General features: G+C 59.8%; 17 protein-coding genes and 1 tRNA gene. 11 read left to right on the forward strand and 7 right to left on the reverse strand.

Annotated features, from left to right (window positions below; genetic code table 11):
* Positions 1–151: 151 nt before the first annotated feature.
* From gcvP to gcvT, 3 genes are all read right to left on the reverse strand, one after another.
* Positions 152–3010, reverse strand: a complete 2859-nt coding sequence (gene gcvP, locus QZ268_RS00185; protein WP_295446551.1) for an aminomethyl-transferring glycine dehydrogenase — start codon at positions 3008–3010, stop codon at positions 152–154.
* Positions 3011–3121: 111 nt separating this feature from the next.
* Positions 3122–3487 (reverse strand): glycine cleavage system protein GcvH, encoded by a 366-nt coding sequence (gene gcvH, locus QZ268_RS00190; protein WP_295446553.1) that lies wholly within the window; start codon positions 3485–3487, stop codon positions 3122–3124.
* A 32-nt stretch (positions 3488–3519) separates the two neighbouring features.
* On the reverse strand, positions 3520–4617 hold the full coding sequence (gene gcvT, locus QZ268_RS00195) for a glycine cleavage system aminomethyltransferase GcvT (protein ID WP_295446592.1): 1098 nt from the start codon (positions 4615–4617) through the stop codon (positions 3520–3522).
* 291 nt (positions 4618–4908) lie between these two features.
* On the opposite strand from gcvT, the gene QZ268_RS00200 reads away from it, so the two are divergent.
* A complete protein-coding gene (locus QZ268_RS00200; protein ID WP_295446556.1) occupies positions 4909–5523 on the forward strand; it encodes an XRE family transcriptional regulator in 615 nt (204 codons plus the stop codon).
* Positions 5524–5585: 62 nt separating this feature from the next.
* Here the strand turns inward: QZ268_RS00200 and QZ268_RS00205 are convergent, their stop codons facing one another.
* Both QZ268_RS00205 and QZ268_RS00210 read right to left on the reverse strand, forming a co-directional pair.
* Positions 5586–5873: a DUF1330 domain-containing protein gene (locus QZ268_RS00205; protein WP_295446558.1), complete on the reverse strand. Its 288-nt coding sequence runs from the start codon at positions 5871–5873 to the stop codon at positions 5586–5588.
* A 4-nt stretch (positions 5874–5877) separates the two neighbouring features.
* Complete coding sequence (locus tag QZ268_RS00210; protein WP_295446560.1) at positions 5878–6579, reverse strand: GntR family transcriptional regulator; 702 nt, start codon at positions 6577–6579, stop codon at positions 5878–5880.
* Positions 6580–6686: 107 nt separating this feature from the next.
* Here QZ268_RS00210 and QZ268_RS00215 point away from each other — a divergent pair, with 107 nt between their 5' ends.
* The 9 genes from QZ268_RS00215 to QZ268_RS00255 all read left to right on the forward strand — a co-directional run bounded on the left by QZ268_RS00215 (position 6687) and on the right by QZ268_RS00255 (position 16706).
* On the forward strand, positions 6687–7289 hold the full coding sequence (locus tag QZ268_RS00215; protein ID WP_281954404.1) for an amino acid synthesis family protein: 603 nt from the start codon (positions 6687–6689) through the stop codon (positions 7287–7289).
* Positions 7261–9003, forward strand: coding sequence for an alpha/beta fold hydrolase (locus QZ268_RS00220; RefSeq protein ID WP_295446565.1), 1743 nt, complete (start codon positions 7261–7263; stop codon positions 9001–9003). Before QZ268_RS00215 ends, QZ268_RS00220 begins: the two co-directional genes overlap by 29 nt.
* Positions 9000–10037: an LLM class flavin-dependent oxidoreductase gene (locus tag QZ268_RS00225; RefSeq protein WP_295446567.1), complete on the forward strand. Its 1038-nt coding sequence runs from the start codon at positions 9000–9002 to the stop codon at positions 10035–10037. The genes QZ268_RS00220 and QZ268_RS00225 overlap by 4 nt, the downstream gene beginning before the upstream one ends.
* Before the next feature lie 28 nt (positions 10038–10065).
* Positions 10066–11529: an aldehyde dehydrogenase gene (locus QZ268_RS00230; protein ID WP_295446569.1), complete on the forward strand. Its 1464-nt coding sequence runs from the start codon at positions 10066–10068 to the stop codon at positions 11527–11529.
* Positions 11530–11671: 142 nt separating this feature from the next.
* Complete coding sequence (locus QZ268_RS00235; protein WP_295446571.1) at positions 11672–12370, forward strand: fumarylacetoacetate hydrolase family protein; 699 nt, start codon at positions 11672–11674, stop codon at positions 12368–12370.
* A 503-nt stretch (positions 12371–12873) separates the two neighbouring features.
* Positions 12874–13920, forward strand: coding sequence for a TRAP transporter substrate-binding protein (locus QZ268_RS00240; RefSeq protein WP_295446573.1), 1047 nt, complete (start codon positions 12874–12876; stop codon positions 13918–13920).
* 77 nt (positions 13921–13997) lie between these two features.
* On the forward strand, positions 13998–14579 hold the full coding sequence (locus QZ268_RS00245) for a TRAP transporter small permease (protein WP_295446575.1): 582 nt from the start codon (positions 13998–14000) through the stop codon (positions 14577–14579).
* Positions 14576–16081: a TRAP transporter large permease gene (locus tag QZ268_RS00250; protein ID WP_295446577.1), complete on the forward strand. Its 1506-nt coding sequence runs from the start codon at positions 14576–14578 to the stop codon at positions 16079–16081. Before QZ268_RS00245 ends, QZ268_RS00250 begins: the two co-directional genes overlap by 4 nt.
* Positions 16082–16256: 175 nt before the next feature.
* Positions 16257–16706 (forward strand): thioesterase family protein, encoded by a 450-nt coding sequence (locus tag QZ268_RS00255; RefSeq protein WP_295446579.1) that lies wholly within the window; start codon positions 16257–16259, stop codon positions 16704–16706.
* 41 nt (positions 16707–16747) lie between these two features.
* Here the strand turns inward: QZ268_RS00255 and QZ268_RS00260 are convergent, their stop codons facing one another.
* Both QZ268_RS00260 and QZ268_RS00265 read right to left on the reverse strand, forming a co-directional pair.
* Positions 16748–17962: a crosslink repair DNA glycosylase YcaQ family protein gene (locus QZ268_RS00260; RefSeq protein WP_295446581.1), complete on the reverse strand. Its 1215-nt coding sequence runs from the start codon at positions 17960–17962 to the stop codon at positions 16748–16750.
* A complete protein-coding gene (locus tag QZ268_RS00265) occupies positions 17962–18987 on the reverse strand; it encodes a LacI family DNA-binding transcriptional regulator (RefSeq protein ID WP_295446583.1) in 1026 nt (341 codons plus the stop codon). Before QZ268_RS00265 ends, QZ268_RS00260 begins: the two co-directional genes overlap by 1 nt.
* Positions 18988–19156: 169 nt before the next feature.
* Here QZ268_RS00265 and QZ268_RS00270 point away from each other — a divergent pair.
* A tRNA-Arg gene (locus QZ268_RS00270) sits at positions 19157–19233 on the forward strand.
* Positions 19234–19362: the final 129 nt, after the last annotated feature.

A 19362-nucleotide genomic window follows, 5' to 3' on the forward strand; every position in this document is an offset into this window, starting at 1 on the left:
CCGAGACTTTGACCCTGATGGTGGCTGCAGCCTGACCCGCCTTTGCAAAGCGGTTCAAGACCTTAGTGTTGGGCCCTTTTGCAGCCAAAAAGCAGGAAGGGGTGGGCGCTGCCCCAAGATGAGACAGGGGGCAGCGCCAATCGGGCTGGTGTCAGCTGTCACCGCTTTCGTCGTAATCCGACATCGGCGGGCAGGTGCAGATCAGGTTGCGATCCCCGTAAGCATTATCCACCCGGTTTACCGGCGACCAGTATTTGTCGACCCCCAGCGAGCCCGGAGGGAAGCAGGCGGCTTCGCGGCTGTAGGGACGATCCCAGTCCCCCACCAAATCGCGCACCGTGTGCGGCGCGTTTTTCAGCGGGTTGTTCTGCGGGTCGATCTTTCCGTCGATGACATCCTGCGCCTCTGCCCGGATTGACAGCATGGCATCGCAGAACCGGTCCAGCTCATCCTTGGGCTCGGACTCGGTGGGCTCCACCATCAGGGTGCCAGCCACAGGCCAGCTCATGGTGGGGGCGTGAAAGCCCGAATCCACCAAACGCTTGGCCACGTCATCCACGGTGACGCCCCCCTCGTCATTCAACGCACGGGTGTCCAGAATGCATTCATGGGCCACACGCCCCGTCGCCGAGGTATAGAGGATACCATAGGCGTCTTTGAGCCGGGCGGCGATGTAGTTGGCGTTGAGGATTGCCACCTTGGTGGCCTGGGTCAGACCGGCGCCGCCCATCAACAGGATATAGGCCCAGGACACCGGCAGGATCGAGGGCGAGCCAAAGGGCGCAGCCGAGACCGGGCCAACGGCAGAGCCATACTCGGGGTGACCGGGCAGATGGTCTGTCAAGTGGGATTTGACACCGATAGGGCCCATGCCGGGACCGCCGCCGCCATGGGGAATGCAAAAGGTTTTGTGCAGGTTCAGGTGGCTGACATCACCACCAATCTTGCCGGGCTGGGCCAGCCCCACCATGGCGTTCATGTTGGCGCCATCAATATAGACTTGGCCGCCGTGCTCATGGGTGATCTCGCAGACCTCCTGCACGGTGTCCTCAAACACGCCGTGGGTGGAGGGATAGGTGATCATGCAGGCTGCCAGGTTATCGCTGTGCTTTTCCGCTTTGGCGCGGAAGTCAGCCACATCAATATTGCCGTGATCGTCCGCCACCACGGGCACCACCTTATAGCCCACCATCTGCGCCGAGGCCGGGTTGGTGCCATGGGCCGAGGTCGGGATCAGGCAGACATTGCGATGGGCCTCTCCCCGTGCGGCATGGTAATTGCGGATGGTTAGCAGCCCGGCATATTCCCCCTGGGCGCCCGAGTTGGGCTGCTGAGAAATCGCATCATAGCCGGTGATCTGGCAGAGCTTGTCGTTCAGATCCTCGATCATCGCATGATAGCCCATCGCCTGATCTTTGGGGCAGAAGGGGTGCAGGTTGCCAAACTCGGGCCAGGTGACCGGGATCATCTCAACCGTGGCGTTCAGCTTCATGGTGCAAGAGCCCAGCGGGATCATCGAACGGTCCAAAGCCAGATCACGGTCCGCCAGACGGCGCATATAGCGGGTGATCTCTGCCTCGGCCCGGTTCTTGTGAAAGATCGGATGGGTCAGATAGGCGCTTTCGCGCAGTGCATAGTCCGGCAAACGATACTGTTTGTTCGAACTGTCATCCTCGCGGTCAATGCCAAAAGCACCCCAGACCGCCTCGATGGTTTCCTTGCGGGTCTGTTCGTCCAGGCTGATGCCCACCTTGGTTTCGCCAACCTTGCGCAGGTTGATACCACGGGCAACGGCAGCCTCCATGACGGTCTGTTGCAGCGGGCCGACCTCGACGGTGATGGTGTCAAAGAAGACTTCGGGCTCAACCTTGAAGCCGTGCTCTTCCAGGCCGGCAGCCAGACGCGAGGTCTTGCGGTGCACCGACTGGGCAATCGCCTTGATGCCATCAGGGCCGTGATAAACCGCATACATCGAGGCCATGACCGCCAGCAGCGCCTGTGCCGTACAGACGTTGGAATTGGCCTTTTCACGGCGGATGTGCTGCTCGCGGGTTTGCAGCGCCAGCCGGTAGGCCTTGTTGCCACGGCTGTCGATCGACACACCGATGATGCGCCCCGGCATGGCGCGCTTGAGCTTATCGGTGGTGGCCATATAGGCGGCGTGGGGGCCACCATAGCCCATGGGAACACCAAAGCGCTGGGTGGAGCCGATGGCGATATCCGCGCCCATTTCACCGGGGGATTTCAGCAGCGCCAGCGACAGGATGTCAGCGGCGACAACGGCGATGCCTTTGTGGTCATGCAGCGCTTTGATTTCATCGGTAAAGTCACGCACATGGCCATAGGTGCCGGGATATTGGAAGATGGCGCCAAAGACCGCACCGGGGTCCAGCTCATCCGGGTCGGCAACCACCACGTCGATGCCCAGGGGCGCGGCGCGGGTCTGGATCACCGCGATGGTCTGCGCGTGGCAATTCTGATCGACAAAAAAGGCGGCGTTATTGGCTTTGGACCGGGCACCGCGATGCGCCATGGCCATGGCCTCGGCTGCCGCTGTGGCCTCGTCCAGCAATGAGGCATTGGCGATATCCATGCCGGTGAGATCGCTGACCATGGTCTGGTAGTTCAACAGCGCCTCAAGACGCCCCTGGGAGATCTCGGGCTGGTAGGGCGTATAGGCAGTGTACCAGGCGGGGTTTTCCAGGATGTTGCGCAGGATCGGTGCCGGGGTTGAGGTGCCATAGTAGCCCTGCCCGATCAGTGAGGTCAGCACCTTGTTCTGACCGGCGACTTCTTTCATGTGATAGAGCGCGTCGCGCTCGGTCATCGCCGGACCCCAGTCCAGCGGCTCTTGCTGACGAATGGCTTCGGGCACGGTGGCGTCGATCAGATCATCCAGGGTTTTGAAGCCAATCACCTTGAGCATCTCGGCCATCTCCGTGGGAGAGGGGCCGATGTGGCGGCGGTTGGCAAAATCATAGGCTTCGTAGTCGGTCAGTTTAAAGGCCATGTGCAGCGCTCCTATGGAGAGGGGGCATCCAACCGGAGCTGTTGGAGCCTCCGGCGGAGATATTTGGAGAAAGGTGAAACAGCGGGGCCAGACCAGCCGGCCCCGACACACTCAGCCAATCAGGGTTTTGTAACCGTGCAGATCCATCAGATCGTCGAGCTGGGCAGCATCCGACAATTTGATTTTATAGATCCAGGCATCACCTTCGGGGCTTTCGTTCAAAGCGCCGGGATTATCGGCGAGGGTCTCGTTGGCGGCGATGACTTCGCCATCCAGTGGCGCGTAGATTTCCGAGGCCGCCTTGACGGATTCGATGACGCCAATTTCGTCCCCTTTTTCAAAGGTATCGCCTGCTTCTTTCTGTTCGCAAAAGACGATTTCGCCCAGTTGGTCCGCCGCGTGTTTGGTGATGCCAAGGGTTGCCGTATCGCCTTCTACGGTGATCCATTCGTGCTCTTCTGAATAATAAGTGGCCATCTGGGACGCTCCTCGTGTCCAAGTTTAGTGTCTTAGCGTTTGTAGTTCTGGGTCACAAAGGGGAGCGCGACCACTTCGGCCGGCTGGGACTTGCCCCGTATGATCAGGTTTACCGTTTCGCCGGGGGTGCTGTGGTCGGCTGCGACATATCCCATGGCGACGGGTCCGCCGACGGTGGGACCAAACCCCCCCGAGGTGATCGCCCCGATGGTCTCGCCCTCGGTGCTTTGCACTTCGACGCCCTGGCGGGCAGGGGCGCGGCCAATGGGCTTAATCCCGACCAGTTTGCGGGCAGCGCCCTCAGTCAGCTGTTTCTGAATGCGGGCAGCGCCGGGAAAGCCGCCCTCTTCGCGGCGCCGTTTCTGCATTGCCCAGGTCAGCGCGGCCTCAACCGGCGTGGTCTCGGTGTCGATGTCGTTGCCATACAGACAAAGGCCGGCCTCAAGACGCAAGGAATCGCGCGCGCCAAGGCCTGCCGGTTCGCAATCCTCATGCGCCAGCAGGGCACGGGTGATCTCTACCGCCTTGTCTTCCGGGATGGAAATCTCATAGCCATCTTCGCCGGTATAGCCCAGGCGCGACAGGCGGCACTCGACCCCCATGATGTCAGCCAGGATGGTTTCCATGAATTTCATATCGCGCGCAGCAGGGCAAAGCGCCCCCACCACGTTTTCCGCCGCCGGGCCCTGCACCGCAACCAGGGCGCGGTCAAAAATCTCGGTGACCTCTATGCCCTCAAGATGTTGGGCCATATGGGGAATATCCTGGTGCCGCATGGAGGCGTTGACCACGACAAAGAAATGATCACCGGCATTGGAGACGATCAAATCGTCCATGATGCCGCCCTGGTCATTGGTAAAGAAGGTGTAGCGGGCCTTGCCCTCCTTCAGAGTGGTAAAGGCGGAGGGCGCGATCTTTTCCAGCTGGGTGGCGATATCGTCGCCCTTCAGGATCACCTGCCCCATATGGGAGACGTCAAACAGCCCTGCCTTTTCGCGGCACTGCTTGTGCTCTCCCATGATGCCCATGGGGTATTGAACCGGCATTTCCCAGCCAGCAAAATCAACCATCTTGCCGCCAAGTTCCACATGTAGGTCATAAAGCGGTGTGCGTTTGGGTACGTCAGTCAGTGTATCGGACATTGTATCGGGCCTTTGTTTGCGAAGAGCAGTCACGGGACACCATAACGGTGTAAGGCGCATTGCGCACCACACGGGCCAGGCCTCTGATCTGTACATCTTCGCGCGTCACAGCTCCGCCTCCGATCAGGACACCCCCAGTTTGGGAAAATGCGCCCATACGTCCCGCATATCTCCTTTAGGAAACTTTTCCCCCTTAATCAACAAAAGATGTCCTAGTGAAATTTTGACTGCTGCAAGCATCACGGCTAAGGTTCAACCGCAACAGGAGAAACCGCCAACATGGAACCGGTTCAATCAGAAGAAGCAGGGCTCGCGCCCGAGGCAGGCGAAGCCCCGGACGGGCAGGTTCTGGGCAAGATGATTCGCGACGCGCGCAAGGAAAAGGGCCTGACCCTGGAGGAAGCGGCCAAGGCTGCGGCCATCGGGCGTTCAACCCTGTCAAAGATCGAGAACAACCAGACCCGCCCGAGTTTTGAGATTATCCGCCGCCTGATGCAGACATTGGAGCTGGAAACGCCGCAATTGTTCGTCCAATCGGCGCAAAGCAGCATTTCGGGGCGCCGTGACTACACCCTGTCGGGGCGCGGCGAGCATCAGGAAACCAAGACCTATGACCATGAGCTGTTGTGTACCGAGCTCACCAGCAAGCGGATGCTGCCCTATATCAGCACCATCAAAGCGCGGGATGTGACCGAATATGACAGCTGGGTACGCCATCGCGGCGAAGAGTTCATGTATGTGATCAGCGGCGATCTGGTGCTCTATACCGAACACTATCGCCCGCTCAGCATGACCGCAGGTGATTCGGTCTATTACGACAGCGGCATGGGCCATGGCTGCGTATCCACCAGCGCAGAGGACGCAAAGGTTCTTTGGGTCTCGCTGGAAATCTGACGCCAGTAACATCAACCTGTGCAGCAGTATCCGCCAGGTCTGCAGCCAAGTCTGCAGCCAGCTCAGCAGCCCTCAACGATGGTAATGCTGGCCTCGCAGGCGCCTGCGCGGCGGGCGCGGGCATCGGTGTATGCGGGTGAATTGTAGCAGTCGCGCGCCTGTTGCAGGCTATCAAACTGGATCACCACATGGCGCTGCCAACTGTCGCCCTCCAGGGTTTGTGCACTGCCGCCACGGGCCAGGAATATGGCGCCATACTGCGCAAACGCAGCCGGGGCGACCGCCTGGTAACCCAGATAGGCCTCTGGGTCTGTCACTGTGACATGGGCAATCCAATAGGCCTTAGGCACCGGACTATTCCCTTTCTGTCCCCGCCAGCAGCCGCTCTGCCACGGCTGAGGCATCCGCCAGATGCGCCTCCACCGCGCGGCGTGCCGCCTCGGGGTCGCCTGCAATGATGGCATCACAAATCGCCTGCATATGAAACAGCCCAGGCTGGGCCCGGTCGCTGGCTGACAGCGTCATCGCCCGCAACCGGCTGATCCGACCATTGAGCCGATTGACCACCTCCCAGGCGATATGATGGCCGGCGGCCTCAAACATCACCTGATAAAACCCGGTCGAAGCCTTATACAAAGCCCCCGGCTCTACATCTGCGCCGGTCTGGGCAAAGGCCCGTTTCAGGGCCGCCAGTGCTGCCCGCAAATCGCGGTGCAAGCTGGGCGCGCCAGATCGGGCGCAGGCCATGGCAACCGAAGTCTCGAGCATGCGGCGGATCTCATAGATCTGGCGCGCATCCTCCCAGCTCAGCGCGGCCACGATGGGGCCGCGATTGGGCAGGATCTCCACCAGCCCTTCGGCCTCAAGGTATCGAATCGTCTCGCGGATGACCGTCCGGCTGACCCCCAGTTGATCACACAGGGGCCGCTCCACCAGCCGTTCACCTGGGGAAAATACCCCCGCGATGATCGCCTCACGCATTTTTTCCTGCACGATTTCACGAAGCGTTGCAGGGGGTTGTTCGATTCTCAGTTGAGCCAGACCAGGGTTTTCCATGGGTGCTATCTACCAGCAGTCCTGCGGCAAGACAATAGATTCTTGACTAACGAGATTATGGTATACCATAAGTTAGCCCAACAGATTCACTCCAACTCAGGTGCCCCATGCCAGCTGTCATTCGCAAAACTCTCCTCCATATCGAAGAAACCCTGATCGAGGGCGGCAAAGAAGCCGCAACTCCGCTCAAACTGATTGCCGCCATCGCGGTGGTCAAAAACCCCTGGGCAGGTCGGGGGTTTGTTGAGGACCTGAAGCCGGAAATCCATGACTGCGCGCCAGAGCTGGGCGAGTTGCTGACCAAGATGGTGCTGGATGCTGCCGGTGGTGGCGACAAGGTCGAAGCCTATGGCAAATCCGCCATTGTCGGGTTGGACGGCGAGGTCGAGCATGCCTCGGCGCTGATCCACACCCTGCGGTTTGGCAACCACTACCGCGAGGCCGTGGGCGCCAAGAGCTACCTGGCCTTTTGCAACACCCGTGGCCCAGCCAATGCGCCGCTGATGATCCCCTTGATGGATAAAAACGACGGCGGTCGCCGCTCGCATTATCTCACCATTCAATGCGCGGTGGCGGATGCCCCGGCGGCGGATGAGATTGTCATCGCCCTGGGCGCCTCAATTGGTGGGCGACCACATCACCGTATTGGTGACCGCTATCAGGATCTAAAGGATCTGGGCCATGATCTCGACAACCCTGCCTCTGTCTGACCCCTTCGGCAGCCTCAGCTACCGCGAAGCCGGCAGCGGCGAAGCCCTGGTGTTGATCCATGGGGTCGGCATGCAGAGCGCCGCCTGGGCGCCGCAGATTGAGGCGCTGTCGAAAACCCATCGGGTCCTGTCGCTGGACATGCCCGGCCACGGTGGCAGCAGCGCCCTGGCAGAAGGTGCCGATCTGGCGGCCTATGTGGCCTGGCTGCATGCGGCCCTGGGTGCGCTGAATTTGGGCCCGGTCAATCTTGCCGGCCACTCCATGGGGGCGCTGATCGCGGGGGGCTTTGCCTGCACGCATCCCCAAATGCTGCGCCGGGTTGCGCTGATCAATGGCGTGTTCAGGCGCTCAGACCCGGCCCGGTCTGCGGTGCTGGCCCGTGCTGGCGAAATCAAGGCCGGCAAGGTGGATCTGGAAACGCCGCTCAGCCGCTGGTTTGGCGATAGCCCGGCTGAACAGCAGGCCCGTGCGCAGGTTGCGCGCTGGCTGTCGCAGGTCGATCAAGCGGGCTATGCCACCGCCTATGGCGCCTTTGCCCGGGGCGATGCCACCTATGCAAAAGCCTGGCCACAGATTGCCTGCCCGCTGCTGGCGCTCACCGGTGACGCCGATCCAAACTCGACCCCGGCAATGGCCCACGCCATGGCGGATCTGGCCCAGAACGGCACGGCGGAAATTTTGCCCGGCCGCCATATGGTCAATCTGACCGACCCGGATGCGGTGACACAAAGCCTAAGCCGCTGGTTGCGACGCCCTACACCCAATATAAAGGAGACCCCAATGGCCCCCTCCCCGCTTGATCCGCGCGCCCTGCGCGACGCCTTTGGCACCTTCCTGACCGGTGTCACCGTGGTCACCAGCCATGACGACACCGGCACACCGCTGGGCTTTACCGCCAATTCCTTTGCCTCGGTGTCGCTGGACCCGCCGCTGGTGCTGGTCTGCCTGGCCAATAGCTCCCGGAACTTCGAGGCTCTGACCCAGGCCTCCGGCTTTGCGGTGAACATTCTTGCGGAAGACCAGAAAGACATCTCCAACACCTTTGCGCGACCTGCTGAGGACCGCTTTGCTGCGGTGGACTGGCAGGCCGGGCCCCAGGGCTCGCCCATTTTGGCCGGGGTTTCGGCCTGGTTTGACTGCAGCATGAATAAAACGGTTGAGGCCGGCGACCATGTGATCCTGATCGGCCAAGTGGAGGCCTTTGACACCAGCACCGCCCCTGGTCTGGGCTATGCCCGTGGCGCCTATGTCACTCCCGCCGCCGAGGCAGAGGCGCTGGCCCATGGCGCCAACCTGGTGGTCTCGGCTTTGATTGAACGGGCTGGCGAAGTGCTGCTGATCGACGACGGGTTTGGCGGGCTGACCCTGCCGCAAAAACCCGTTGGCCGCGCCGGGGCCTCGGTAGCGCTGAGCGAGCTGATCACCAGCTGCGGAATTGAGGCGGATCCCGGCTTTATCTACTCGGTCTTTGAAGACGCCGCCCGCGAGCATCAGCATATTTCCTTCCTCTGTCAGGCTGGCGAAGGCACCCCAAAACAGGGCTGTTTCACGGCTCTGACTGCATCAACCATGATGGAGGTCACCGACCCGGCGCTGCGCATTATGCTGGAGCGTTTCGCCAGCGAAAGCCGCATGGGCAATTACGGGGTGTTTTACGGCACTCAAACCAGCGGCAATATCCGCAAAATCGTGTCAGGGAGTGCAACGGCATGAAGTTTTCCTTGTTTGCCCATATGGAGCGGATCTCACCGGATCAGGACCAAAAGCAGCTGTATGACGAGTTCATAGAACTGTGCAAAATCGCCGATCGCGGCGGCATGCATGCGATCTGGACGGGGGAGCACCACGGGATGAATTTCACCATCTCGCCCAACCCGTTTCTGAACCTCGTTGATGTGGCCCGCCATACGGAAAACGTGCGGCTGGGCACTGGTACCGTGATTGCCCCCTTCTGGCACCCGATCCGTCTGGCGGGTGAGGCGGCACTGACCGATATCATCACCGATGGGCGCTTGGATCTGGGCATTGCCCGTGGCGCCTATTCCTTTGAGTACGAGCGCATGATGCCCGGCATGGAGGCCTGGGAAGCAGGTCAGCGCATGCGCGAGCTGATCCCCGCTGTGCAGGGGCTTTGGCAGGGCGATTATGCCCAGGAGGGAGAGTTCCATTCCTTCCCAAAAACCACCTCCGCCCCCAAGCCCGTGCAGCAGGACGGCCCGCCGATCTGGGTTGCCGCCCGCGATCCCAACAGCCATGAGTTTGCTGTCGCCAATCACTGCAATGTGCAGGTGACGCCGCTATGGCAGGGCGATGGTGAGATCAGCAGCCTGATGCAGCGTTTCAACGATGCCTGCGCCAAACACCCCGACACCCCGCGCCCCAAGATCATGCTGCTGCTGCACACCTATGTCGCCGACAGCGCCGAAGACGTGAAGCAGGCCGCAGCAGAGCTGAACCGCTTCTACTGCTACTTTGGCGCCTGGTTCAAAAACGAACGCGCCGTTGATCAGGGCCTGATCACACCGCTCTCAGATGAAGAAATCGCCGCGCATCCTTTCTACTCGCCGGAGGCGATGGAACGTGATCTGGTGATCGCCGAACCTGCAGGTGTTATTGACCGGATCAAGACATATGAGGCCCTGGGCTATGATGAGTACTCCTTCTGGATCGATTCCAGCATGAGCTTTGAGCGCAAAAAGGCCTCGCTTGAGCGGTTCATCCATGAGGTCATGCCCGCCTTTGCCTAAAGGCCGCCGTCGCACAAAAGGACAGATCATGCAGCAGTTCCATCACTATATCGGCGGCCAGTTTGAGGCCGGATCAGCCCAGTTTGATAGCCTGGATCCCGCCACCGGCGCGGCCTGGGCCAGGATGCCAGAGGCCAGCCCAGCGGATGTGGACCGGGCCGTTGACGCCGCCGAGGCCGCCTTTTATGCGCCCGACTGGGCAGAAATGACCGCCAGCCAGCGCGGCAAGCTGTTGCTGCGGCTGGCGGATCTGGTGGCCGAAAACGCCCCGCGTCTGGCCGAGCTGGAAACCCGCGACACCGGCAAGATCATCCGCGAGACCTCAGCCCAGATTGCCTATGTGGCGGAGTACTACCGCTATTATGCCGGACTGGCGGATAAGATCGAAGGCGCGCATCTGCCCATTGATAAACCCGACATGGAGGTCTGGCTGCGGCGCGAACCCCTGGGGGTGGTGGCCGCCATTGTCCCCTGGAACTCGCAACTGTTTCTGTCGGCGGTCAAGATCGGCCCGGCGCTGGCCGCAGGTTGCACCGTGGTGCTGAAGGCCTCAGAAGAAGCCCCGGCGCCACTGCTGGAATTTGCCCGTATTTTTGATCAGGCGGGTTTTCCGCCCGGTGTGCTCAACGTGATGACCGGCGGGGCGGCAGCGGGGGCGGCGCTGACCTCGCATCCCAAGGTTGCCCATGTGGCCTTTACCGGCGGGCCGGAAACCGCCCGCCATATTGTCCGCAACTCCGCCGAAAACCTGGCCTCCACCTCGCTGGAGCTAGGGGGCAAATCGCCCTTTATCGTCTTTGAAGACGCCGACATCGACAGCGCGGTGAATGCGCAGATCTCGGGCATCTTTGCCGCCACTGGCCAAAGCTGCGTCGCCGGGTCACGGCTGGTGATCGCCAGCTCAATCAAGGATCAGTTCCTGGCGAGATTGAAACAAAAGGCCGAGGCCGTGGTGATCGGCGCCCCAGATGATATGGCGACCGAGGTGGGCCCGCTATGCACCCAAGCGCAGCGTGACCATGCACTGGCGCTGATTGCCGCCTCCACCACAGCAGGTGCCAAGCTGGTCACCGGGGGCGTCGCGCCTGATCGGCCGGGCTACTACTTTCCGCCCACCATTCTGGATTGCTCCGATGCGCCGGACGCCCCCTGTCTGCACACAGAATTCTTTGGCCCGGTTTTGTCAGTCGTCAGTTTCAACACTGAGGCCGAAGCCCTGGCCATCGCCAATGATACCCAGTTTGGCCTTGCCTCGGGTGTGTTCACGCAAAGCCTGACACGGGCCCATCGGATGATCCGGGGCATTCGTGCCGGCATCGTCTGGGTCAACACCTATCGGGCGGTTTCTCCCATTGCGCCCTTTGGCGGTCACGGGTTGTCAGGGCATGGCCGCGAAGGCGGTTTGCAGGCGGCGCTGGACTATACCAAGGTCAAAGCGGTCTGGCTGCGCACCTCTGACGATCCGATCCCGGATCCCTTTGTGATGCGCTAAGCCCGCCGACAAGGTTGGGCCGAGGGGTGCCGGGGTTTTAGCAGGGGCTTTGAATTGAAGCTTTGGCATGGGCATTGCGCGATTTCTGCCTATGGTGGACATAGGCAGGACACCGCTGTCTTGTCCCAAAGGAGCCGATGACATGACCAAATCCCTGTTCCCCCTGCCAGAGCCGCTGATCATTCCCGTCCACGGGGAAGAGCGCGGCTATCCGGTAGGTCGCATTTTCTGCGTTGGGCGCAACTATGCGGCGCATGCCGCCGAAATGGGGGTCGAGGTCGACCGGGAGGCGCCGTTCTATTTCACCAAATCCAGCGCCAATGCGGTGCTGAGTGGCAGCAGCTGCCCCTACCCCCCCGGCACCGAGAACTTTCACTATGAAATGGAGCTGGCCCTGGCCATTGGCGCGCCGGTGTTTCGCGCCACCCCCGCTGAGGCCAACGCCGCCATCTATGGCTATGGCTGCGCTCTGGACATGACCCGGCGCGATTTGCAGATCCGCGAGCGCAAAAAGCAGCGCCCCTGGGATCTGGGTAAAGATCTGGAACAGGGCACCGTCTTTGCCCCACTGACCAAGGCGAGCGATTGGGGGCCGGTGACGGATCAGCGGATTTGGTTGACGCTGGACGGCGACACCAAACAGGATGCCACCCTGACCGAACTGATCTGGTCGGTTGAGGAAATCATCTGCCACCTGTCCGGTTTCTACCATTTGCGTCCCGGTGACCTGATCCTGACGGGCACCCCTGCCGGGGTCGGACCCGCCCTGGCCGGGCAACATATGCAGGGTGGAATCACCGGTCTTGCTCCGATCTCGCTGCATCTCTCAGATGCCGCATAGTCTTCAACCATAGAGCGTGATCAGGTACGAAAGGTACAATGCTATGTGCGCTCGGTCCATTCGCAAAGGCACCTCTGCTTTGCATATTAGAGCTTAAACCGCTCTGGCAGGGACAGGCACCGGCACGGGCGCCACGGGAAAATGCAGAAACCAGCCTGTGCGTTCTTGTCGCCTTAGTGTCCGGCAAAGAGGGATTGAAAAACGCGATACATAGTGCTGATATGTATCACGCCGTGGGATGGGGCCGGAAATTCGTAACATGTCTGTGTCATATTGGGGGACGGGAACCGATGACATCTCTGACCGCTGAATTCATGAGTGAGAAATACATAATCCGGCATTGATAGTTACAAATGCACCCAATAGCAGAGGGTCAGCCTGTTCCTTTCGCGAAGAAATTTCAGCGTTCTGGAAACAAAATGGAAAGAATCGAGCCTCCTGTTGCAATATCGTTTTCCGACGGCGATAGGATGGTAAATTATAAGGTCAAAGGGAGGAATCATATGACCACTCGTAGAAAGCTTCTTGGAGCCGCTGGCGCCGCCGCCATCGTCGCCCTGAGCGCCACTTCGGCATTTGCCGAAAATGTCACTCTGAAACTGCACCAGTTCTTGCCTGCGCAGGCCAATGTGCCAAAGCTGGTCCTGGATGTCTGGGCTGACAACGTCGAAGCGGCTTCCGGTGGTGAAATCACCATTGACCGTTTTCCCTCGATGCAGCTGGGCGGTAAGCCACCAGAGCTGATGGACCAGGCGATTGACGGCGTTGCAGACATCGTTTGGACCGTTGTTGCCTATACACCCGGTCGTTTCCCTTCGACCGAAGTCTTTGAACTGCCCTTCATGATGACCAATGCCCGTGCCACATCGCACGCCTATTGGGAAATGTTCGATAAACACATGAAAGACACCGAGTTCAAGGACGTCAAAATCCTTGGCACCTGGGTGCACGGCCCTGGTGTGATCCATACCTCCGATCCAGTGAGCACCCCTGCCGACATGCAGGGCATGAAGATCCGTGGCGGTGGCCGGTCGGTCAACTCGCTGCTGACACAACTGGGTGCAACCCCCGTTGGCATGCCGGTTCCCGCAATCCCCGAAGGTCTGTCCAAAGGCGTGATTGACGGCACCACCATCCCATGGGAAGTCACTGCCGCGCTGAAAGTTCCAGAACTGGTTGAAAACCACACCGAGTTCACCGGAAAAGCGCTCTATACCCTGACTTTCGTCCTGGCGATGAACAAAGAAAAATACGAAAGCCTGTCGGACGCCCAGAAAGCGGCAATCGACGACAACTCCGGTCTGGAATTCTCGGTCTTTGCCGGTGGCACCATGGCGGCGTCTGATGACCCCTCGCGTGAAGCGGCGCTGGATAACGGCAACAACGTTATCACCCTGGACGAAGAGCAGACTGCTGAATGGCGCAAGCTGGCGCAGCCTGTCTACGACACATGGCTGGCAGATATGACCGAAAAGGGCATCGACGGTCAGGCGCTTCTGGATGAAGCCTCTTATCTGATTGAAAAGTACACGCCACAATACGTCGAGTAAGCTAGAAATATTGTCAAAGGGCCGCAGCAGCACTTGGTGCCGCGGCCCTTTTGCGCACAAAAAAGGGGTTCTTAACCATGCACAAGCTCATGATGGGGCTGGCCAGATCCATGGCCATTATCGGCGGTATGGTCCTCTCTCTTCTGATCATTATGACCTGCCTGTCGATTATCGGCCGCTTGCTCAATGGCGTCTTCCACGGCGGTGTTATGCAATCAATTGCACCGGGCTTTTCAAACTGGATGATCACCTGGGTGGGGCCGATCAACGGCGATTTTGAATTGGTCGAAGCTGGCGTTGCCTTTGCCATCTTTGCGTTCCTGCCGCTTTGCCAGATCTCTGTTGGCCATGCTGCAGTTGATGTCGTCGCCAATTCCTTTCCACGTGGCGTAAACCGCTTTTTGCGCATGGTGACCGAACTGCTGTTTGCCGGGGTGCTGGTGCTGATCGCCTGGCGTCTTGCGGCTGGTACCATCAGCAAGTTTGGCAATGGCGAAACGTCGTTTCTACTGGAGTTCCCGGTCTGGTGGGCCTTTGGCGCCAGTCTGTTTGGCGCAATCATCGCCGCTATCCTTGGCATCTACATGGCTGCTGTCCGCACCATGGAATTTTTTACCGGCCGTATCCAGATCTGGGACGGCGTGGAGGGTGAACAGTGACTACTCTTGAAATTGGTATCGCCTCATTTCCTGTTCTGATGGTGCTGATCTTCCTGCGGGTGCCCATTGGGTTGTCGATGTTTTTGGTCGGCCTAGGTGGGTTGATCATGGTCACCGATGGCACGCAGGTGGCTTTTGGCCGTCTCAAAAGTGAGACCTACTCGACCTTCTCCTCCTATTCGCTGACCATCGTGCCGATGTTCCTGCTGATGGGCCATTTTGCCACCCTGGGCGGCATGTCCTCGGCCTTGTTCAAAGCAGCCGAAGGATTTCTGGGCCATAAAAAGGGTGGCGTCGCCATGGCCTCGATCGGGGCCTGCGCCGGCTTTGGGGCCATCTGTGGCTCCTCGCTGGCAACAGCTGCCACCATGGGTCGGGTCGCCCTGCCCGAACTGAAACAATATGGTTATGCCGGCGGGTTTTCCACCGCGACCCTGGCAGCAGGCGGCACCCTGGGTATTCTGATCCCGCCCTCTGTGGTGCTGGTGATCTATGCCATCCTGACCGAACAAAACATCGCCAAACTGTTCCTCGCCGCCTTTATCCCCGGCCTGCTGGCAGCCATTGGCTATGTCATCGTGATTTCTATCTACGTGCGCCTGAACCCCAAGGCCGCAGGCACCCGCCCGGCCATTCCCTGGTCCGAGCGCTTTGCCAACCTGATCAAGGTCTGGCCGGTACTGACAGTTTTTGGCCTGGTTGTTGGCGGCATCTATGGCGGCTTGTTCACCCCAACCGAAGGCGCCGCTGTTGGCGCCGCGGGTACCGGTTTCATCGCCTGGATGAACGGTGGGCTGGATCGTGAAAATCTGGTCGACAGCTTTATGGTGACAGCACGCTCCACCGCGATGATCTTTTTCATCGTCCTGGGGGCAGGCTTTTACAATGGTTTCCTCGCCCTGACCAAAGTGCCGCAAGAGCTGGCCGATTTTGTGGTCAGCCAGGGCTTTAGCCCCTGGATGGTGCTGGCGCTGATCCTGGCCTTCTATCTGGTCTTTGGCTGCCTGATGGACAGCCTGTCGATGATCCTGCTGACCATTCCAATCTTTTTCCCAGTCATTTCGGTGATGGATTTTGGCCTGCTGTCGCTCATCGACATGCAAGCAAGTGCCGCAATGGAGGTGCTGAACAACGGCATACCCGATGGCATGGGAGCAGAGATGCTCGCCTCCATTCAAGATGCCATTGCCACCGGTACTGAGCTCACCCGGGAACAGATGAAAGAGCTGGGCATTCGGGTGACCGAGGGGCGCGTCAACCGCATCGAGTCTGAATATGTCGCCATCTGGTTTGGTATTCTGGTGCTCATCGTGGTCGAGGTCGGCCTGATCACTCCGCCGGTTGGGATGAACCTGTTCATCATCAACGCGATGGATCGCAAGACCAAGATGATCGACACCTACAAGGCGGTGATGTTCTTTGTCGCCTCCGATATCATCCGCGTGATTATCCTGGTGCTCTTCCCCTTCATCACCCTGCTGCCGCTGTATCTTTTGTACTAAAGCCCAACACAGCAAATCGGCCCGGAAAATTCCTGGCCCGGCACGGACAAACAGCGCCCTCTTCCAGCTTGGCTGGGAGGGGGCTTTTCATCGGGGCGGTTTGAAAGATCACTGCCCCATCGTTAGGGTGGCGCACCGGCAGTTGCAGCACCGGCAGTTGAGGCAAGGAATTCAGATGTCCAAACAGGTTGACAGCACAGGTGACAGCCCGGCTTTTGTTCATAGCATCCGGGTAGGCTGGGGCCACTGTGACCCGGCGCAAATCGCCTATACTGGCCATCTTCCCAGCTTTGCGCTCGAGGCGATTGATGCCTGGTGGGAGCATCACCTGGATGGCGACGGCTGGTTTCAGATGGAACTGGACCGCGGCACCGGCACCCCCTTTGTCAGCATGAACCTGGAATTTCGCTCCCCGGTCACGCCACGCCACCGACTGGAGTGCGCTGTCTGGCCCTGTGCAATCGGCACCAAATCCGTGACCTTCCGCGTCGATGCCCGGCAGAATGGCACGCTTTGTTTTGAAGGCCGGTTCACCTGTGTCTTTATCACCCAGCCAGAGTTCAAGGCCCGTCCTGCCCCGGCGGATTACCGCGCGGTGATCGAGGCCAACCTGCAGCCCGAATAGCGCTCACTCATAGCACTCATCCATAGCACTTACCCGATGGATCAGACCGGCTCTCGCAGCCAGTCTGCTGCAAAGTCAACGGTTCCAAGCCCGGCAAAACGGGCGGTGCGCTCCAGCTCGGCCTCTAACCGTTTGATGCGCGCAGGGGTGAATGTAACGCCGCGCTCCGGCCACAGCGCACTTACCCGCAGGCAATCAGCCGGGCGATCCGCCTTCATGTCGATACGCCCGACCATGCGCTGCCCCTCAATCAGGGGAAAGACATAATAGCCGTAGATGCGTTTGGGGGCCGGAGTGAAAACTTCGATGCGGTAATAAAACCCAAACAGCCGCTCAGCCCGTTTGCGATCCCGCAGCATCGGGTCAAAGGGGCTGAGAACCCGCATCCGGCCCGGCGCAGGTGCCAGCTCTGCCGCCTGATCCACAGTGCCCGGTCGGGCAAAGCATTTGCGCAGGCTGCCGTCTGCCGCCTCGACCTCAATCTCTTCGATCTCATCGCGCGCCTTGGCCTGTTGGCACCACTGCCGCGCCTCAGTAGCGCTGGCAGTGTCCCAAAATGCCGCCAGCTCACCTGAGGTGGCAAAGCCAAGCCGGTCCAACGCCTGTGAGCACAGCCAATCCACCGTCGGCGCCGGATCCAGCGACGCCGCAGGCGCATGCAGCGCCTCGTCAATCACCCGCTCCGTCAGGTCATAGCGTTTTTGAAAGCCGGACCGCCCAACAACGGTCAGCGCGCCGGTGCGCCACAGATACTCCAGCGCCGTCTTGGACGGGTGCCAGTCCCACCAGCCGCCCGAGCTCTTTTTCTCGCCCTTGCCCAAATCCGACGAGCTGACCGGCCCATGGTCCCGAATATGGGTCAACACCGTGTCAAACTGCTGCTCAAACCCGTCACGGCGCCAGTTACGCCAGCGTTTGCGCAGCAGCGCCTCGTCGCGCTGAAACCGCAGATGCCACTGCGGATAAAACGCCAGCGGGATCATCGCCGCATCATGGGTCCAGTGCTCAAACAGCGCCCCGCCGCCATGATAGAGATCCGTCAGATTTTTGGCACGATAGCTGGGGCGGCGTGAATAGAGGATCATATCATGGGCCCGCGCCACAGTATTGATACTGTCGAGCTGCACAAATCCCAGCCGGGATATCAGCTGCAACAGGTCCCCGCCTTTGGAGACTCCGCTTGGCTGTTCCAACAGGGCGTGGCGATCCATAAACAGCCGCCGCGCCACAGCATTTTCAAGACGAGGCAGAGCCATCAGCGCCGCTTGAGCGTGTCACCATAAGAAATGGTGGGGGTCAGCGTCACATGGTGTTCTTGCGCCGCCTCGGGATCATCCAATTGCGCCGCAATAATCTCGGCGGCTTTGCGACCGATCTCCAGCCGACAGGCATCCATGGTGGCCAATTGGCGCGGCAGGCCCTGCAGCAGTTCAACCCCGTTAAAGCCAGCAAGACCAATCTGTCCGGGCACATCAATGCCCTGATCCATCAGATACAAAAGCCCGCCTGCACCAATCATATCGTTGGAATAATAGAGAAAATCCAACTCAGGAGAGCGTTCCAGCATCTCTTGCGTCATCTCACGCCCCTTGGCCAGGGCTGAGCCGCCGGAATAAAACGCCCGGTCTTCGATCTCGACGCCCTCCTTGCCCAGGGCTCCGGTGAAGCCCTCAAACCGTTTGCGGGCGCGGTGATCCAGTGGCATTTTGGTGCCCATGAAGCCGATATGGCGATAGCCCGCTTTCAGGATCGCCTTGGCCATCTCACTGCCGGCCCGGCGATGCGAAATCCCCACCATCGAATCCACCGGCTTGCCGTCGGTGTCCATGATCTCCACCACCGGAATGCCCGAAGCATTGAGCATCGCCCGCGCCGCTTCGGTATGTTCCAACCCGGCAATGATCACCCCAGAGGGCCGCCAGGACAGCATCTCATAGAGAACTTTTTCTTCTTTCTCCGGCTGATAGTCCGTCACCCCGACAACGGGCTGCAACGGGGTATTTTCCAGCACCTGATTGATGCCCGTCAGCACCTCGGGAAACACCATATTGGACAGCGAGGGGATGATCACCGCCACCAGATTGACCCGCTTAGAGGCCAGCGCCCCGGCAATCTTATTGGGCACATAGCCCAGTTCCTTGGCGGCGGTCAGAACCTTCACCCGGGTCTTTTCAGAGACATCTCCGCGGTTTCGCAACACACGGCTCACGGTCATTTCTGACACGCCTGTTGCTTCTGATACATCACGTAGGGTGAGCGGGCGCTTGGGGTCCGTGGTCACGTTCTAAGGCCTCATATTTTCTGCTGCTTTTAAGGTTAGCCAGTGCGCGCGCCCAGTACAATGGGGCGTTGCAGGAAAGGAGCGCGACAAAGCCGTCGAATAATCAATAACCAAGGCGCCACGCCTCATTGTGATACCCCAGAGGATTTGCTATCGCGTAAACAAGCCCGGCCCCGTGGCTCAACTGGATAGAGCAGCCCCCTCCTAAGGGGCAGGTTGCTGGTTCGAATCCTGCCGGGGTCACCAGACGTCTTTGATAATGTGTGTGTGCGGGGTTCTTAAGACGTCAAGCGGTCTGTGTTTCAGAGGGGGGAGATGCGGTCGCTGCTGATGTCGTTTGGGGCGATGGCGACTGTTTTAACAATGGCATAGCAT

Origin of the sequence: uncultured Pseudophaeobacter sp. (assembly GCA_905479575.1) — a bacterium.
In the GTDB taxonomy this organism is placed as follows: domain Bacteria; phylum Pseudomonadota; class Alphaproteobacteria; order Rhodobacterales; family Rhodobacteraceae; genus Pseudophaeobacter.